Here is a 15584-nt window from a genome sequence, read left to right on the forward strand (position 1 = left end):
CCAGGTTGAGGAAAGTGAGCGGTTATAAACACCTGCCAGAACTGCGTGAGATCATGAAACGGGCTCTGGCGGGGAAGATAATGGTGAAAGCGGCGTGACGGTCATGCCGGGAGTTTCAACTAAAAAAGGGATTGACTCGGGTCATTTTCGGCGTGGTGCTTGTGAACGCCATCATCGGATTCGCGCAGGAGTCCAAGGCGGTGAAGGCCATTGAGGCGCTGGCCCGGATGATGACAACGGAGGCGACCGTGCTGCGGGCCGGCAAGCGGCTGCGCATTTCATCGGCGGAACTGGTGCCCGGAGACATCGTGTTCCTTCAATCAGGCGACAAGACGCCGGCGGACATGCGCCTGTTTCAAACGCGCGAGCTTCAGATAGACGAATCGGCGCTCACAGGGGAGTCTCTTCCCGTGGACAAAAGCGCCGGAACCATAGGCCATGACGCCGTCCTCGCCGACAGGTTGAACATGGCGTACGCCTCCACGCTGGTCACCTTTGGACAGGGGGGCGGAGTTGTGGTGGCGACCGGGGACGGCGCCGAAGTGGGGCGCATATCCCAGCTTATCTCGGCGGCGAAGGAGATGGAAACTCCGCTCACCCGGAAAATGGCCGGATTCAGCCAGGTTCTTCTATATGTGATCCTCGCCCTTGCCGCCGTAACTTTCGCGGTGGGCGTTATGCAGGGGCGGCCAGCCGTTGATATGTTCATGGCGGCGGTGGCCCTTGCCGTCGGCGCTATCCCGGAAGGCCTGCCCGCGGCCATGACAATCACATTGGCCATTGGCGTCTCCCGCATGGCCCGGCGCAAAGTGATCATCCGGAAACTCCCCGCCGTGGAGACCCTTGGCGGCGCCAACGTTATCTGCACCGACAAGACGGGCACCTTGACCGAAAACCAGATGACTGTGCTGGAGATCGCCGCGGGAGGCGAGAGGTTCACAGTGTCCGGCTCCGGGTATTCACCGGAAGGGGAGATTCTTGGAAACGGGATTCATGCCCATGCCACTTCGTCCGCGGCGCTTTATGAATGTCTTCGGGCGGGGCTTCTTTGCAATGACAGCGGGGTGATTGAAGGGAACGGCCGTTGGTCTGCGCATGGGGATCCGACCGAGGGGGCATTGATAGTGTCGGCGCGCAAGGGGGGCCTGGCGGCCCATGACGAGCATAACCGGTTCCGCCGCATGGACACGATCCCTTTCGAGGCTCAACATCAATATATGGCCACCCTGCACGATAGTGGCGGCGGTTTGCGAACCGTCTATATCAAAGGTTCAGTGGAGGTGATTCTGGAAAAATGCACCTCACTTCTCAGCGCCAATGGAGAGAACGCACCCCTGGACAAAGAGAGGGTATTGAAAGATGTGGAGGAAATGGCGGCGAAGGGATTGCGGTTGATCGCCTTTGCAAGAGGAGAGGCGGAGAGCGGCGCAAGCGGCGTCCACCATGATGACGTGTCGTCCGGCCTGACGTTCCTCGGGCTGCAGGGGATGATAGATCCGCCGCGCGCCGAAGCGGTGGAGGCTGTCCGCAAGTGCCACAGCGCCGGCATCCAGGTGAAGATGATCACCGGGGACCACGCCATTACTGCGTTGGCGATAGCCAGACTGATCGGGCTTAACACTGATGGCGGAACCGTCACCGGAATGCAAATGGCCCGGATGCAGGACAGCGAATTGATCGAAGTGGCGGCCCGGACATCGGTGTTTGCCCGAGTCACGCCGGAACAGAAACTGCGGCTTGTGGAGGCGTTGCAGGCCAGGGGGAACGTGGTGGCCATGACGGGAGACGGCGTGAACGACGCTCCAGCGTTAAAAAGGGCCGACATCGGCGTGGCCATGGGAGCCGCCGGGACGGAGGTGGCCAAGGAAGCGGCGGACATGGTGCTCATGGACGATAACTTCGCCTCCATCGAGGCGGCTGTGGAAGAAGGGCGCGCTGTTTTCGACAATCTCACCAAGTTCATCATCTGGACCCTTCCCACAAATCTTGGGGAGGGGCTGGTGATCCTCGTGGCGATTTTCGCCGATGTCATGCTGCCCATACTCCCTGTGCAGATACTCTGGATCAACATGACCACCGCCGTATTTCTGGGTCTGATGTTGGCCTTCGAGCCGAAGGAACCGGGGCTGATGCTGCGCCGTCCACGGAATCCGGAAACGCCCATTTTAACCCGGGAACTGATCAGCCGGATATTTATAGTGGGGACATTGGCGCTGGTGGGCTCATTCGGCCTGTTTGAATGGGAGCTTGCCAGGGACCCGAATGTGACCGTGGCCGAAGCGCGCACAGTGGCCGTGAACGTATTCGTGATGACGGAGCTGTTCTATCTGTTCAATTGCCGCTCCCTGAAAAACTCCATGTCCCAGACAGGTCTATTCTCGAATCCCTGGGTGATCGGCGGCGTTTTGATAATGCTGTTTCTGCAAGGGTTGTACACATATCTGCCGGCCATGAACTGGATGTTCCGCAGCGCCCCTATCAGTTTGGAAGCGTGGGGGAGGATACTTGCGGTGTCGGCCACCGTGCTTGTTGTGGTGGAAATCGAAAAATGGCTTTGGCGCGGAAGCGAGAACCTTGGCGTTGATATGGCGGGAATTCATAAAACCAGTTGATTGCGGGCCGCCGGGCGCGCAAAATGTTAGTTTTGTTAAACCAGATCGGAATCTTGCGGAAAAATGGACATTAAAAGCGCAATCCAGGGCGTCAAAGGCGTCAAGGACATCACGCCGGAAAAGATAGGCCTGTGGCGGAACGTGGAAGCGGTGGCCATAGACATATTCGAGCTTTATAACTTCAAGGAAATGCGGGCGCCGATTTTCGAGCGCACGGAGGTGTTCAAAAGAAGCATCGGCGAGACCACCGACATAGTGGAAAAGGAGATGTACACATTTACCGACCGCGGGGGCGAGTCGCTCACACTGCGGCCGGAAGGGACCGCTTCCATCGTGCGCGCCTTTGTCGAGCACAAGATGTACGACCCGCCGGGGGTGACGAAGCTTTATTACATGGGCCCGATGTTCCGGGCGGAGCGGCCCCAGGCCGGAAGGTTCCGCCAGTTCCACCAGGTGGGGGCGGAAGTTTTCGGCTCGGCGGACCCGGCGGTGGACGCGGAATTGATCGTGATGCTCATGGACTTTTTCTCCGAGCTTAACGTGACCGACTTGAAGGTCAATTTAAACTCGCTGGGATGCTCCGAGTGCCGCCCGTCATACCGCAACGCCCTTTACACTTATCTGAAAGAGCGCTCCTCCGGCCTTTGCGAAAACTGCCAGGGGCGGATAGAGCGGAATCCGTTGAGGGCGCTGGACTGCAAATCGGAAAAGTGCAAGGCGGTCACCGCCGAAGCTCCGACGATAGACAAGTACCGCTGCCAGCCATGCCAGGACCATCTGGAAGGTGTGCGCAGGCCGCTTATCGACCTGGAGACACAGGTGACCATTGATCCGAAGCTTGTGCGCGGGCTGGACTATTACTCCCGCACCGCATTCGAGGTGACCTCCGGCAAACTGGGCGCGCAGAACGCCGTGGCCGGTGGCGGGAGGTATGACAACCTTGTCGAACAGTTCGGCGGGCCCAAAACCCCCGCCATAGGCTTTGCCGTCGGCCTGGAACGGCTGATAAGCATCATCGAGGCGCAAGGAAGTGAGGTGGAGAGCGCGATGTTTGAGAACAGGCCGGACATATTCATGATACCCATGACATCCGAAGCGGCCGTAAAAGTGTTCGAACTTGCCCACAGATTTAGGGCGATGGGATACGGGGTGGACCGGGCGTTTGACGGGGGTAACATGAAAAGCCTGATGCGCCGGGCGGACAGGTCCGGCGCCCGCGTGGCCGTAATTATCGGAGAAGACGAGCTTAAGAGCGGCTCCGCCACGATAAAGAACTTAAGTTCAGGCGAACAACGCACCGCGTCCTTTGTTGATCTTGGCGAGGCGTTAGACGAAGAACTGGAAGAAAGCGTTTAAATACGTCCCAAGCGGCCATATGTCCTGACGTTCTTACGCCATCCGGCGTATTATAATCTCAGGAGATAAAGTTGTATGTGGCATGCAAAGGTTTTAGGTGTATTGGTTGGAACGTGGCTGATGGCCGCGATTGTGCCGGTTCCCGCGGCCTACGGCGCGGATGGCGAGTCCAAGACCGATGAACTGGACTATAGGAAAGGGCTTTCTTATCTTCTAAAAGAGTCCGCCCCCGCCCCGAATGACGAAAAGGCCAGAGTGTCCGAATTCATCCGCAAAAGCCTCCTTTCACGCGATGACGGCGCCGCGCGGATATCCCGGATGAAGCAGAGCTATAGCTCCGCCATGTCCGCTGTGAACCTGTCCCGCGAAGACCGGACCTCCATCGAAAGCCGGGCGGAAATAAATTACTCCGAAAATATGGCCAAGGAACAGGCGTATCAACTGTTGGGCCGGATGGCGTTGCAGTTTGACACGGTGGCGAAGTTGCGGGACGTTTTGGAGCCGATGTCGCGGCCGATCCAGATATACAGCGATGGCGGCAATGCCTCGGCGGAGTTCTTCGGATTTGGCGAAGGGAACTCTGAAGAGCGTGGCGAGAAAGTTCTTGGCGTGGGCGTTGCGCTGTCGTCCCGGATGAACCTGGACGTCACGCTGGACATCGGCCATGCGTGGAGGCTCTCCTATTTCGACGGCACGGTGATGGACCTGCGCTACACCGCGCCCAAATCGAACCACATTTTCGGCGTACGCTCGATGGGTGGCGAAGCCTTCTCGCTTATGTACGGATTCAGTTTCTAGACGCGTCCGCTATTGCCATCCCGAATATTGTCAGGTTGAGCCTGTCGAAGCCTTGTCTAAGGGGCAATTATGGTCCGACAAGCTCACCATGGCATTTTCAGGCATCGCCAACCTTCCCAAAATATATTTTGTCTTATACAATGAGGCCATGAAAATCATCGTTCGCAAAGATGGAGCAGGCTATCTGGCCGAAGTCGCCGGGCATCCGCATCTTTTCGCCTGGGCCGAAACAAAACCGGAAGCCAGGGCCGAGCTGAAAAACGTCGTGGAGATGATGCTCGATTATCATCTGGAACAGATAGATGTTGAACGCAGGGTAAAGTCACAGCTCGCCACTGCCTAAAATGCCCTACTCTTTCCGGGAAATCGAGCGGCGGCTAAGAAAGCTTGGTTTCCTGATAGTCCGGCAGGGTAAAGGGTCTCACGTAATATTTTCCAATGGCCCAGTTTCGTTCCCCGTTCCGCGTCACGGAGGGAAAGATATTTCCCCTGGTGTCGAACGCAGAATCCTAAAGTTGACAGGCCTTAGGCAGGAAGAGTTTAGAAACCTCTAAATTAACGGCAAATTGCGGGTAAGACCAGGCGCTACGATGGCGGGGTGAACACCTTCCGCCGAGTTGAATTTAACTATAGATTGAGCAGGAAAGGCAAAGCATTCGCCAAATGGCATCAACTCGGCGAATAGCTCTATCCTCTCCCCTCGTCTATCCCCTTGTTCGCCAGCTTGTCGGCCCGTTCGTTTTCCGGGTGGCCGGCGTGGCCTTTGATCCAATGCCATTTCACATTGTGCCGGCTGGCCGCTTCGTCAAGGGCCTTCCATAGCTCCTGGTTTTTCACCGGCTGTTTGCCGGAGGTGCGCCAGTTGTTTTTCTTCCAGCCGTGGATCCACTCTTTCATCCCTTTCACCACGTAGTTGGAGTCGGTGGTGATAGTGACGTCGCAATGGCGGGTGAGGGCCTTCAACGCTTCGATGGCGGCGGTGAGCTCCATCTCGTTGTTGGTGGTGTGGGGCTTGAAGCCGTAAAGCTCCTTTTCCTTGTCTCCATGGAGAAGGAGCGCCCCCCAGCCGCCGGGCCCCGGGTTTCCCCTGCAGGCTCCGTCACAGTACACCTGGACGCGTGCTTTTGCGTCTTTCACGGCGGCGTGGAGGCTCCTCCTTTTGGGGGCTGAATAATGGGTCTGTCAAAAATGATCGTGGCCGCTTAAAAGTCCATGTCAAACTGGATCGTAAAGGTGTCCTCTCCAGCCAGTTTCCGTTCATTATAAGCGTTGTATCCCGCGATTGCGCTGATATTCGGCGAGAATCTCCAGCCAAGGCCGAACGAAAGCGCCCCATACACGTTCTGGCCGGACATGTAGTCCACGGCCACCCAGAGGTTCTTGTTTATCTCGGCCAGCGTCCTGTCAAAGGAGAGCAACGCGCCGTTGTTTTCCTTGTCGTTCTTCGTGTTGCGCAGAAGCTTGTCGTTGCCGACGTAGTATCCTGCCGACAACCTGCCGAGGGGGGCGATGGTCTTGGAGGCGAGCACGTAGAAGATGTTATAGTCGGTGACGTCCTGCTTTGTCCCCATGTCGTACGCGCCAAAGGCGATGGCGGGGAAGAACGTCAGCAGCGAATCTTCCTTTATGGCCAGCTTGGCGTTGAAGAACGTCGGCTCGTCGGTGGCTTCCTTGAAATCCACCCCGATCTCGCCGTCTATGAACTGGGTCTCAAGCACACCAACAGTCAGCCCCAATGTGACCGGCCGGGTATGCCCGCCGTCCTTTATCTTTTTGAACATCGTTGTGTACAGGTCCACGTCCAGATGGACCGACTTGAAAGGCTCAACATCCGTGGACGGTATCCAAATCTGTTTTAACGGCGTGGCGTGGGCCGCCGGGCCGAAAGCAAGGACAATGGCCGCCGAAACGGCCAACATGAACAAGCGCTTTATCATATATGTCTCCTTCAATAGCGTCAGAATCTAACGGCGACCCCGCCGAACGGGCCGCTCCATTGTGTGTCCGCCTTCTTCCCGTCCACGTCAACAACGATCCTGATGTTCCTCCAGCCGGCGGTGAGCCCGACGTTTGGAATCGGGTTTACGTCCAGATATATGGAACTGTCCAGGACGGACGATTTTTCAAATCCAACCCCGGCCACCTCCGCGCTTATGGAGACCATGCTCACAGGCGTCAATCTGGCGCTTATCCCCACCACCGGCGCCCACGCGTCCATGGATATGCTGTTGGAAAGGGCCCCGGCGGTGACCACCTGGGCCTTGGCGTAAACATAATTGGCCGCAAGCCTGAAGGCCAGATATCCCAAAGGATCGCGCACGAGGTCGTATTCATAGCCGATCCTGGCGGACTTTAAGTCCAGCGCTGTTTGCACCCGCGAGGCGACAGGATAGGACACGCCGTTGAACACAAGGTTTTCGCTCACCACCTTGTTTCCGGTGTACGAAAAGGAGATATAGTCGGCTATCAGCTTGTGGCGCTCGGCAAACTTGATTTCCACCTGGCCGAAAGGAAGCCCCTTGTTGTTGTCCAGGCCAAGGTCGCTGACCAGATCAATGTCCGTCCCTTTAAGGGAGCCGCTGTCTGCCCGGACGATGTTTTGCAGTGAAGAATTCCAGTACAGCCCGCGAATCTCGAAAGTGAATTGCTCCCCATAGGAAGACGAGCCGTCAGACTGGGCGAATGCCGCAGGGGCGATGATAAATATGGACAGGAGCGCGAGAATAGAAGTTTTTTTGCTTATGGACATACAAATATTCTGTTCTAATTAAAATAGTTGTATCATAGTAAAAGACAGCTCTCCGATTGTCAAGTAAAAGGCGGCGCTTTGCGCTTATAATTGAAAACACTTGACCAACTTGAATTGTCGCTCAAACCTTATGAAATTTGGAACTGTACTTGTCACAGGCGGCGCCGGCTTTATCGGCGGCAATTTCGTTCACATGCTCATCAACGAGCTTGGCGCGAAGGTGATTAACCTGGACTGCCTTACATACGCCGGGAACATGGTCACGCTTGAACCGGTGGCGGGAAATCCAAAGCACATTTTCGTCAAAGGCGATATCCGGGACAGGAAACTTGTCCGCTCCCTGCTGGCGGAGAGCAAGCCGGAAGCCATAGTCAATTTCGCCGCCGAATCACACGTGGACAGGTCCATAGATTCCCCCGGCGATTTCATCCAGACCAACGTCCTGGGCAGCTTTGAGCTTTTGGAAGCTGCGCGGGGCCATTGGGGGGATCTCACCGGAGCGGACAGGGATCGTTTCCGCTTCCTTCATGTTTCCACCGACGAGGTGTATGGCAGCCTGGGCGGAACAGGACTGTTCAACGAATCGTCGCCATACTCGCCCAACTCGCCTTACGCCGCTTCAAAGGCTGCATCCGACCATCTTGTGCGGGCGTATCACCACACATACGGATTGCCGGCCATCATCACCAACTGCTCGAACAACTATGGGCCGTATCAATATCCGGAAAAGCTGATACCACTGGCCATATACAAGGCGCTCTCCGGCAAGCCGATCCCCGTCTATGGCGACGGGGGTAACGTGCGGGACTGGCTTTATGTCAAAGACCATTGCCACGCCATATGGAGCGTCCTGCAAAAAGGGGCGCCCGGCCAGACATATAATGTGGGCGGGAATGGGGAACGGACGAACATCCAGGTTGTCCGGGCGATCTGCAAAATTCTCGATGAACTAATGCCGGACTCGCCGAACGCGCCGCACGAAAAACTGATCACCCATGTGGCCGACAGGCCCGGGCACGACCGGCGCTACGCCATAGACGCCTCGAAGATCGGCGAACAAACAGGCTGGGCGGCGAAACAAACGTTCGAGCAGGGGCTGAAAAACACCGTGATCTGGTATATTGAAAACAAAAAATGGGCCGATACGGTAATGGCGGGGGAGTACAAAGGGGAACGGCTGGGGCTTGCCAAGGGGGAATAATTCAAGGATGAATAAAAAAGGGATCATACTCGCCGGTGGATCGGGCACAAGGCTATATCCACTCACCCAGGTTGTCAGCAAACAGCTTATGCCTGTCTATGACAAGCCGATGATATATTACCCGCTCGGGGTGCTGATGTATGGCGGGATAACGGACATTCTAATCATCACCACGCCGAAGGACCAGCCTTTGTTCAAAGAGCTTCTCGGCGACGGATCGCAGTGGGGGATAAACCTTTCCTACGCCGCCCAGCCAAAACCGGAAGGACTTGCGCAGGCGTTGATCATCGGCGAAAAATTCCTGGCAGGCGCCGGATGCTGCCTGATTCTCGGCGACAACATTTTTCACGGCCACGGGCTGGCCGAGCTTATGTACTCGGCCATGTCCCGAAGGGAAGGGGCGACAATCTTTGGCTACTGGGTGAAAAATCCGGAGAAATACGGCGTCGTGGAGTTCGATAAGAACGGCAAGGCCGTGAGCCTGGAGGAAAAGCCTGTCAGACCCAAATCAAGCTACGCAGTTACAGGACTTTACTTTTACGACGGCGAAGCGCCCGGGTTGGCCGCGCAATTGAGACCTTCGAAACGCGGTGAGCTGGAAATAACCGACCTGAACTGCATGTACCTTGGCAAGGGCATGTTGACGGTGGAGAAGGTGGGGCGCGGCGTGGCGTGGCTGGACACGGGGTCGCACGAATCACTGCTACAGGCCGCCACATATATAGAGACGATAGAGCAGAGGCAGGGGCTGAAAATATGCTGCCCGGAGGAGATCGCCTATATCAAGGGGCTCATCGGCGCAGGCCAGCTTGAAAAGCTGGCCGTCCGGTACAGCAACAACGGTTACGGTACATACCTTAACGAAGTGCTCAAGGCGGGACGCGATGAACGTTATTAAGACCTCCATGCCCGGCGTGCTCATCTTCGAGCCGAAGGTATATGCCGACTCGCGCGGCATGTTCATGGAAACCTGGAGGGACAACCTTTACCGCGAGGCGGGAGTCATAGACGGATTCCGGCAGGACAACCTTTCCGTTTCCAAACGCGGCGTGCTGCGCGGGCTTCATTTCCAGAATCCGTCGCCCCAGGCGAAGCTTGTGTTCGTGATGGAAGGTGAAGTGTTCGACGTGGCGGTGGACGTGCGGCGCGGCTCGCCCGATTTCGGAAAGTGGATCGGCACGTCGCTATCGTCCGAAAACAGGCGCCAGATGTTCATCCCGAAAGGATTCGCCCACGGCTACCTTGTCTTAAGCGAGCGGGCGGTCTTTTTCTACAAATGCGACGACTATTATTCGGCGGGCTCCGAGTATTGCGTACGGTGGGACGATCCGGACATCAATATCGAATGGCCGGACAAAAGCCCCATCCTTTCACCCAAGGACGCGGCTGCCCCGATGTTAAAGGACATGGACATTTCCTGCCTGCCTGTTTATGAGCAGGCAGGCTGACCCATTCAGCGGATGCAAACCTCGCCGATTCGGATATTGCTGACCGGCAAGAACGGGCAAATCGGCTGGGAACTTGCCCGTGAGATGGCGGGACTTGCTAAAGCCGCCGCCATTGGGCGGGACGAAATGGACTTAAGCTCGGCGGACTCCATCCGCGCCGCAATACGAGACGCGAAACCGGATATCATCATAAACGCGGCTGCATACACAGCCGTGGACAAGGCGGAGTCCGAACCGGATATCGCCATGGCGGTGAACGGAGTGGCGCCGGGAATAATTGCGGAAGAAGCCAAAAAGGTTGGCGCAATCCTCGTCCACTATTCCACCGATTACGTTTTCGACGGGACCAAAAAATCGGCGTATACCGAAGACGACACGCCAAATCCTTTGAACGTTTACGGGGCCACTAAGCTTGCGGGGGAGAAGGCCGTGCTCGCTTCCGGTTGCGGGGGCGTGATCCTGAGGACAAGCTGGGTGTACGCGGCAAGGGGGGGCAACTTCGTCCGCACCATGCTGCGGCTCGCCGGGGAACGGGAGGAGTTGAAGATAGTCAGCGACCAGCGTGGCGCGCCGACCTGGGCCAGGATGATCGCCAAGGCCACCACTCGGATCGTGACGGGATTCCAGAGGGAACTGACACATCCCGCGCGCATGTTTCACCTGACCGCCGCAGGGGAGACAAGCTGGTGTGGATTCGCGCAGAGAATATTTGAGCATGGATCAAGGCTTGGCCTGATAAACCTCGCGCCACGTGTGATCCCGGTATCAACAGCCGATTACAAGACCCCCGCCCGCAGACCTCTGAATTCAGCGATGGCGTGCGGGAGGATTCATGACGCGTTCGGCGTGACTCCTCCGGACTGGGAAGACAGCCTGAAACTTTGCATGGCGGAACTGGCCGCCGGAAATCCAGGGAAGCCCTAGCCGAACATCTCCGCTTCCACGCAGGCGCAAAGAGCGTGGGCCAGCACGATGTGCTGCTCTTGAATCACGTTGGTGGCGAACCCTTTGGCCAGCATCGTCACGTCGGCCATATTTTTAACGGCGCCCCCCTCCCGTCCGCTTAGCGCGATCGTTTTGATTCCCATGGCCCGGCATTTTTCCACCGCCTTGATTATGTTCGGTGAATTGCCGGAAGTTGTGATCCCGAGAAAAACGTCGCCGGGTTTCATCTTCGCCGTCACCTGCCGGGCGAAAATCTCGTCGAACCCATAGTCGTTGCCGATGGCGGTGAGCGTGGATGTGTCGGTGGAAAACGCCTCGGCGGGAAGCGGCGGGCGGTCCTTTGACAGCCTGCACACGAACTCCGCCGCAAGGTGCTGCGCGTCCGCGGCGGAGCCGCCGTTGCCTGCGATGTACAGCCTGCCGCCGTCCTTGTATGAATTGACCACGATTTCCGTGGCCATCTGGAAAAGCGCCATCTGTCCGTGGTCTGCCAGCAGCTGCAATTTCGCTTCGGCCGATTCGGCCAGCATTGCCTTCAACCTGTCGGAATATTTCATTAAACGCTCCTCATCTGATTGCCGGAACACTCTCCATCGACTACGTATATCATAACCAAAAAGGGGGTTTAAATCGCCTTTAAATGCCGCGGCCTTGCGGTGTAGCTATGTTCTTCGGCGGGGAATTTCGCGGCCCGCACCTCGTCCACATACTGGCGCACCGCCCCGGTGACGGCCTCCGAAAGGTCGGCGTATTTTTTCACGAACTTGGGCGTCACCTTCGATGGCATCCCCAAAAGGTCGTTTATCACAAGTATCTGCCCGTCGCATCCCGGCCCGGCGCCGATGCCAATGGTGGGTATCTTGAGTTTCGCCGTGACGGACTGGGCAAGCTCCATCGGCACGCATTCGAGCACGATGGCAAATGCCCCCGCCGCTTCCAGCGCAACCGCCTCGTCCGATATGCGCTTTGCCGTGTCCACCCCTTTGCCCTGCATGCGGAACCCGCCAAGCTGGTGTATGGACTGCGGGGTCAGCCCCACATGCCCCATCACGGGGATGCCGGCGGCCACCATGCGCCCGGTTACCTTTGCCACATCCCCCGCCCCTTCGAGTTTCACCGCCTCCGCCCCTTCGGCCACAAGCCTGCCCGCGTTTTCCATGGCCTTGTCTGCGCCAAGGTGATAGGAAAGAAAAGGCATGTCCGCCACCAGCAGCGCCCTTTGCACCCCCCGCCGCACCGCCCGGGTGTGATAGGCCATGTCCTCGATGGTGACCTTCAGTGTATTCTCCTCGCCGCGCACCGCCATGCCAAGCGAATCGCCGACGAGGATCACGTCCGCCCCCCCCATGTCCGCCAGAAGCGCGAACGGATGGTCGTACGCTGTGACGGCGGCGATTTTGTCCCCGCTCTCCTTCATGGCGCGCAGTTTTACCGTTGTTACTTTTTCATCTTTCATTGGTGTCCTCCCAAAATGCCGCCGGGATTGTCTGGAAAAGCAGGGCTGGGGAAAAGACGCGCCGCGCTCTGGCGCGAGGGACACAAAACCTTAACATGAACATTTCTCCCATCCCGGTCCGGTAATCCGGATCCAAGCGGTTGCCAATAAAAACCCGGTCTATGACTACATCACCGTCCGGGCCGGCCGAAGACCGATCCCAGCGGATTGAAAAACTCCTGCCCTTTGACTTCGCCGGTGATCTTCGCGGTCAGCTTGTCCAGGTCCGCTTCGTTGGCGACAAAGTCAATGTTGTTCGTGTTTATGATGAGCAATGGCCCTTCGCGGTAGTCGAAAAAAAATCCGTTAAAGGCCTTGCTCACCCTTTCTATGTATTCTTCCGGCACGCCGCGCTCCATGTCGCGCCCGCGCGCCTTGATGCGCCGCATGAGCGTTGCCGTGTCCGCCTGGAGATACACCACCAGGTCCGGCTTGGGCACGCTCCTGGCCATCAGCCTGTAGATATCAGTATACAGCCGTAACTCGCTTTCGTTCAAGTTCAGCCCCGCGAAAATCAGGTCCCGCTCGAAAATGTAATCGCAAAATATATACTGGTTGAAAAGATCGGTCTGGGTTAGCGCGGACAATTGCTTGAACCGGGACACAAGAAAGGCCACCTGGGTCTGGAACGCGTAGTCTTTCTGGTTTTTGTAGAACATCTCAAGGAACGGATTTTCCGCCAAGGGCTCGTAAACCGGATCCACACCGAATTTCCTGCCAAGCAGGGACACAAGGCTGCTTTTCCCCGCGCCGATAGGGCCTTCAATCGCGATGTACGCCGTCCTTTTTCTCATGCGGTCACAAGCCTGGTCTCCTGGCCCTTTTCAGGGAGGCTTTCCAAAAGAGCGGCCACCGTCTTGCCGAGGACCGGATGGACAAAGCCGGGATCGATGTCCGCCACGGGCAATAACACAAACCGCCTCTGGGCCGCCATTGGATGCGGGATCACAAGCTCCGGAGTGTCCACCGTTTCGTTACCGTAAAAAATAATGTCTATGTCTATCACCCTGGGGCCCCACTTCACACCGCGCACACGACCCATGTCAGCCTCTATCTTCCGCGTCATCCGCAGAAGATCCGCCGGAGCCGCGCCGGTTTCCACCGCCACCGCCGTGTTGTAAAACCACTCTTGCTCCGGCCCGCCCAATGGCGCCGTTTCATATATCCGGCCGGCGGCCTCAAGTGTCACTCCGGGCAGGGCCTCGATACTTTCCCCGGCTTTCCGTAAATTGCCAAGCCGGTCTCCCATGTTCGACCCTATCGACAGATATACCCGCATATTCTAAACCCGGCCGTTTGGAGGCACATTTATCGTTATAATTTCGTTCTTTTCTTTTGGGAAAAAGAAAAGAACCAAAAGAAAACCGTGTGCGCCGTATTGTGGGGGATTCCATCCCCCGCAAACGGCGCAAATGAAGTTTCTTTTTGCTTCTTTTTCTTTCCAAAGAAAAAGAAGAGATTTATGGCGATAAGAATCCTCCGAGTGGCCGGGTTTAGAATATGAACTTGATACCGGACAGTCGTTTGGCGATTTCGCCCATGACCCGTTTTTCATCATCTTCCCCTTTGCCCTGGAAAGTGACGGAGAATCTGATGGAAGGCTCCACATCGTCCCACGGCACCGTGGAGATGAGTTTTTCGCGAATGAGCCACTGGGAGAATTCCTCCGCCGTGGCGAATTTTTGCCCCCCCTCGATGCCCTTGGGAGCGGCCACATACAGGTAGAAGGTTCCCGCCGCCATTTTGGCGTTGAACCCGGCGGAGTTGAGAGCGTTGACCAGAAGCTTCATGCGCCGTTCATATTTGGCCACGATTTTGTCCGTGATCCACGGATTGTCCAGCGCGGTGACGGCGGCCTTCTGGATGCCGATGAACTGGCCGGAGTCGCAATTGTCCTTTATGGTGGCGAAAGCGTTGACCACAAGTTTGTTTCCCGTGACGAAGGCCATGCGCCATCCGGTCATATTGTACGCCTTGGACAGGGAGTGGATTTCGATTCCCACATCCTTTGCGCCGTCCATGGAGAGGAAGCTTAGTGGTTTTGCGCCGTATGTAAGGGCCGCATACGCGGCGTCCTGAACCACCACCACGCTGTTGTCCATGGCGAACCGGATCACCTTTTCGTAGAATTTGGGGGTGGCCTGGGCGCCTGTGGGATTGTTCGGATAGTTTATGTACAGAAGTTTCAGTTTTGCGCGTTGCTCGTCCGTGATAATGGAAAGATCGGGCAGGAAGCCGTTGGACGCCTTCAGCGGCAGGTTGACCACGGAGCCCCCCAGATATTTTGTGTGGGTGGCCATGACCGGGTATCCCGGAACGGTCTGCGCAAGGGTGTCGCCGGGATTGATGAATCCCACCGGCAGCATGGCCAGCGCCGGTTTGGAGCCGATGGCGTGGTTGACCTCCGTATGCGGGTCGAGCCCGTCCACCCCGAAAACGTTTTTCATGTAGCGCGCGGCGGCGTCCTTGAATTCCTGGATGCCGTTGTCCGAATATCCGCGGTTCTCCGGCTTGGCCGCTTCCGCCTGCAATGTCTTGACCACAGGCTCGAAAGCCATTTCATCCGGCTCGCCAACCCCCATGTCGATAAGCTCGGCGCCGGGATTTCCGGCCAGGGCGGCCCGCTTGGCCCTCTTGATTTTCTCGAACTTGTATATGGTCGTATCCTTGCCGAAATTGCGTCCGCCGATCCTGTCGGCGAAAAGGCCCTGGATATAGCTTTCAGACTGAATTGTGGACATCCTTTGAAACTCCCGATTATCCTCGTAAACCTTGTAAAGACCGTCCCGATAAAGTTTTCAATGATAACATAACCACCGGGTATTTGCCTTGTGGCCCCGTGTTAGCAACAAATAGAAATGTCCGGTTTAGTAGCACATGAATTGTCCGCTTTGTCCATCCGGTGATTTCCGATTAATCCCGGCGTGGCCGCAAGCGGCGGACAGTTACGCCGCGGCCTTCCTTTTCTTTTTGATTTCAA

At 56.9% G+C, this 15584-nt stretch carries 17 protein-coding genes; 9 read left to right on the forward strand and 8 right to left on the reverse strand.

Features of this window, described 5'->3' with window-relative positions:
• Window positions 1-131 precede the first annotated feature (131 nt).
• The 5 genes from HZB29_12630 to HZB29_12650 all read left to right on the forward strand — a co-directional run bounded on the left by HZB29_12630 (window position 132) and on the right by HZB29_12650 (window position 5320).
• On the forward strand, window positions 132-2612 hold the full coding sequence (locus HZB29_12630; protein MBI5816443.1) for a cation-transporting P-type ATPase: 2481 nt from the start codon (window positions 132-134) through the stop codon (window positions 2610-2612).
• A gap of 63 nt (window positions 2613-2675) precedes the next feature.
• Window positions 2676-3968: a histidine--tRNA ligase gene (locus tag HZB29_12635; protein ID MBI5816444.1), complete on the forward strand. Its 1293-nt coding sequence runs from the start codon at window positions 2676-2678 to the stop codon at window positions 3966-3968.
• A 120-nt stretch (window positions 3969-4088) separates the two neighbouring features.
• Window positions 4089-4766 (forward strand): hypothetical protein, encoded by a 678-nt coding sequence (locus HZB29_12640; protein MBI5816445.1) that lies wholly within the window; start codon window positions 4089-4091, stop codon window positions 4764-4766.
• Window positions 4767-4914: 148 nt separating this feature from the next.
• Window positions 4915-5109 (forward strand): hypothetical protein, encoded by a 195-nt coding sequence (locus tag HZB29_12645; GenBank protein ID MBI5816446.1) that lies wholly within the window; start codon window positions 4915-4917, stop codon window positions 5107-5109.
• A gap of 1 nt (window position 5110) precedes the next feature.
• A complete protein-coding gene (locus tag HZB29_12650) occupies window positions 5111-5320 on the forward strand; it encodes a type II toxin-antitoxin system HicA family toxin (GenBank protein MBI5816447.1) in 210 nt (69 codons plus the stop codon).
• A 133-nt stretch (window positions 5321-5453) separates the two neighbouring features.
• Here the strand turns inward: HZB29_12650 and rnhA are convergent, their stop codons facing one another.
• The 3 genes from rnhA to HZB29_12665 form a co-directional block, all read right to left on the reverse strand.
• Window positions 5454-5903 (reverse strand): ribonuclease HI, encoded by a 450-nt coding sequence (gene rnhA / locus HZB29_12655; protein ID MBI5816448.1) that lies wholly within the window; start codon window positions 5901-5903, stop codon window positions 5454-5456.
• Between the two features lie 65 nt (window positions 5904-5968).
• Window positions 5969-6703 (reverse strand): hypothetical protein, encoded by a 735-nt coding sequence (locus tag HZB29_12660; protein MBI5816449.1) that lies wholly within the window; start codon window positions 6701-6703, stop codon window positions 5969-5971.
• Window positions 6704-6723: 20 nt separating this feature from the next.
• Complete coding sequence (locus tag HZB29_12665) at window positions 6724-7515, reverse strand: hypothetical protein (protein ID MBI5816450.1); 792 nt, start codon at window positions 7513-7515, stop codon at window positions 6724-6726.
• A gap of 130 nt (window positions 7516-7645) precedes the next feature.
• Between HZB29_12665 and rfbB the strand changes: the two genes are divergently transcribed.
• From rfbB to rfbD, 4 genes are read left to right on the forward strand one after another with little or no spacing between them, the layout of a single operon-like run.
• On the forward strand, window positions 7646-8716 hold the full coding sequence (rfbB, locus tag HZB29_12670) for a dTDP-glucose 4,6-dehydratase (protein ID MBI5816451.1): 1071 nt from the start codon (window positions 7646-7648) through the stop codon (window positions 8714-8716).
• Between the two features lie 7 nt (window positions 8717-8723).
• Window positions 8724-9614 (forward strand): glucose-1-phosphate thymidylyltransferase RfbA, encoded by an 891-nt coding sequence (gene rfbA, locus HZB29_12675; GenBank protein ID MBI5816452.1) that lies wholly within the window; start codon window positions 8724-8726, stop codon window positions 9612-9614.
• A complete protein-coding gene (gene rfbC, locus HZB29_12680) occupies window positions 9601-10164 on the forward strand; it encodes a dTDP-4-dehydrorhamnose 3,5-epimerase (GenBank protein ID MBI5816453.1) in 564 nt (187 codons plus the stop codon). The genes rfbA and rfbC overlap by 14 nt, the downstream gene beginning before the upstream one ends.
• 12 nt (window positions 10165-10176) lie before the next feature.
• The gene (rfbD, locus tag HZB29_12685) at window positions 10177-11088 is read left to right on the forward strand and encodes a dTDP-4-dehydrorhamnose reductase (protein MBI5816454.1); all 912 of its coding nucleotides are present in this window, start codon (window positions 10177-10179) and stop codon (window positions 11086-11088) included.
• Here the strand turns inward: rfbD and HZB29_12690 are convergent.
• From HZB29_12690 to HZB29_12710, 5 genes are all read right to left on the reverse strand, one after another.
• Window positions 11085-11666, reverse strand: a complete 582-nt coding sequence (locus tag HZB29_12690; GenBank protein MBI5816455.1) for an SIS domain-containing protein — start codon at window positions 11664-11666, stop codon at window positions 11085-11087. The two genes, rfbD and HZB29_12690, sit on opposite strands and share 4 nt — an antisense overlap.
• A gap of 68 nt (window positions 11667-11734) precedes the next feature.
• A complete protein-coding gene (gene panB, locus HZB29_12695) occupies window positions 11735-12565 on the reverse strand; it encodes a 3-methyl-2-oxobutanoate hydroxymethyltransferase (GenBank protein ID MBI5816456.1) in 831 nt (276 codons plus the stop codon).
• A 170-nt stretch (window positions 12566-12735) separates the two neighbouring features.
• Window positions 12736-13398: a deoxynucleoside kinase gene (locus HZB29_12700; protein ID MBI5816457.1), complete on the reverse strand. Its 663-nt coding sequence runs from the start codon at window positions 13396-13398 to the stop codon at window positions 12736-12738.
• Window positions 13395-13883: a 2-amino-4-hydroxy-6-hydroxymethyldihydropteridine diphosphokinase gene (gene folK / locus HZB29_12705; protein ID MBI5816458.1), complete on the reverse strand. Its 489-nt coding sequence runs from the start codon at window positions 13881-13883 to the stop codon at window positions 13395-13397. Before folK ends, HZB29_12700 begins: the two co-directional genes overlap by 4 nt.
• A gap of 214 nt (window positions 13884-14097) precedes the next feature.
• Window positions 14098-15345: an LL-diaminopimelate aminotransferase gene (locus HZB29_12710; protein ID MBI5816459.1), complete on the reverse strand. Its 1248-nt coding sequence runs from the start codon at window positions 15343-15345 to the stop codon at window positions 14098-14100.
• Between the last annotated feature and the right edge of the window lie 239 nt (window positions 15346-15584).

This window comes from Nitrospinota bacterium, assembly GCA_016235255.1.
GTDB lineage: Bacteria > Nitrospinota_A > UBA7883 > UBA7883 > JACRLM01 > JACRLM01.

Bases quoted from the DNA above. Each gene is read 5' to 3' on its own strand.
- HZB29_12635 (MBI5816444.1), top strand. From the start codon at position 2,676: ATGGACATTAAAAGCGCAATCCAGGGCGTCAAAGGCGTCAAGGACATC.
- HZB29_12640 (MBI5816445.1), top strand. From the start codon at position 4,089: ATGGCCGCGATTGTGCCGGTTCCCGCGGCCTACGGCGCGGATGGCGAG.
- HZB29_12645 (MBI5816446.1), top strand. From the start codon at position 4,915: ATGAAAATCATCGTTCGCAAAGATGGAGCAGGCTATCTGGCCGAAGTC.
- HZB29_12650 (MBI5816447.1), top strand. From the start codon at position 5,111: ATGCCCTACTCTTTCCGGGAAATCGAGCGGCGGCTAAGAAAGCTTGGT.
- HZB29_12660 (MBI5816449.1), bottom strand. From the start codon at position 6,703: ATGATAAAGCGCTTGTTCATGTTGGCCGTTTCGGCGGCCATTGTCCTT.
- HZB29_12665 (MBI5816450.1), bottom strand. From the start codon at position 7,515: ATGTCCATAAGCAAAAAAACTTCTATTCTCGCGCTCCTGTCCATATTT.
- rfbB (MBI5816451.1), top strand. From the start codon at position 7,646: ATGAAATTTGGAACTGTACTTGTCACAGGCGGCGCCGGCTTTATCGGC.
- rfbA (MBI5816452.1), top strand. From the start codon at position 8,724: ATGAATAAAAAAGGGATCATACTCGCCGGTGGATCGGGCACAAGGCTA.
- rfbC (MBI5816453.1), top strand. From the start codon at position 9,601: ATGAACGTTATTAAGACCTCCATGCCCGGCGTGCTCATCTTCGAGCCG.
- rfbD (MBI5816454.1), top strand. From the start codon at position 10,177: ATGCAAACCTCGCCGATTCGGATATTGCTGACCGGCAAGAACGGGCAA.
- HZB29_12690 (MBI5816455.1), bottom strand. From the start codon at position 11,666: ATGAAATATTCCGACAGGTTGAAGGCAATGCTGGCCGAATCGGCCGAA.
- panB (MBI5816456.1), bottom strand. From the start codon at position 12,565: ATGAAAGATGAAAAAGTAACAACGGTAAAACTGCGCGCCATGAAGGAG.
- HZB29_12700 (MBI5816457.1), bottom strand. From the start codon at position 13,398: ATGAGAAAAAGGACGGCGTACATCGCGATTGAAGGCCCTATCGGCGCG.
- folK (MBI5816458.1), bottom strand. From the start codon at position 13,883: ATGCGGGTATATCTGTCGATAGGGTCGAACATGGGAGACCGGCTTGGC.
- HZB29_12710 (MBI5816459.1), bottom strand. From the start codon at position 15,345: ATGTCCACAATTCAGTCTGAAAGCTATATCCAGGGCCTTTTCGCCGAC.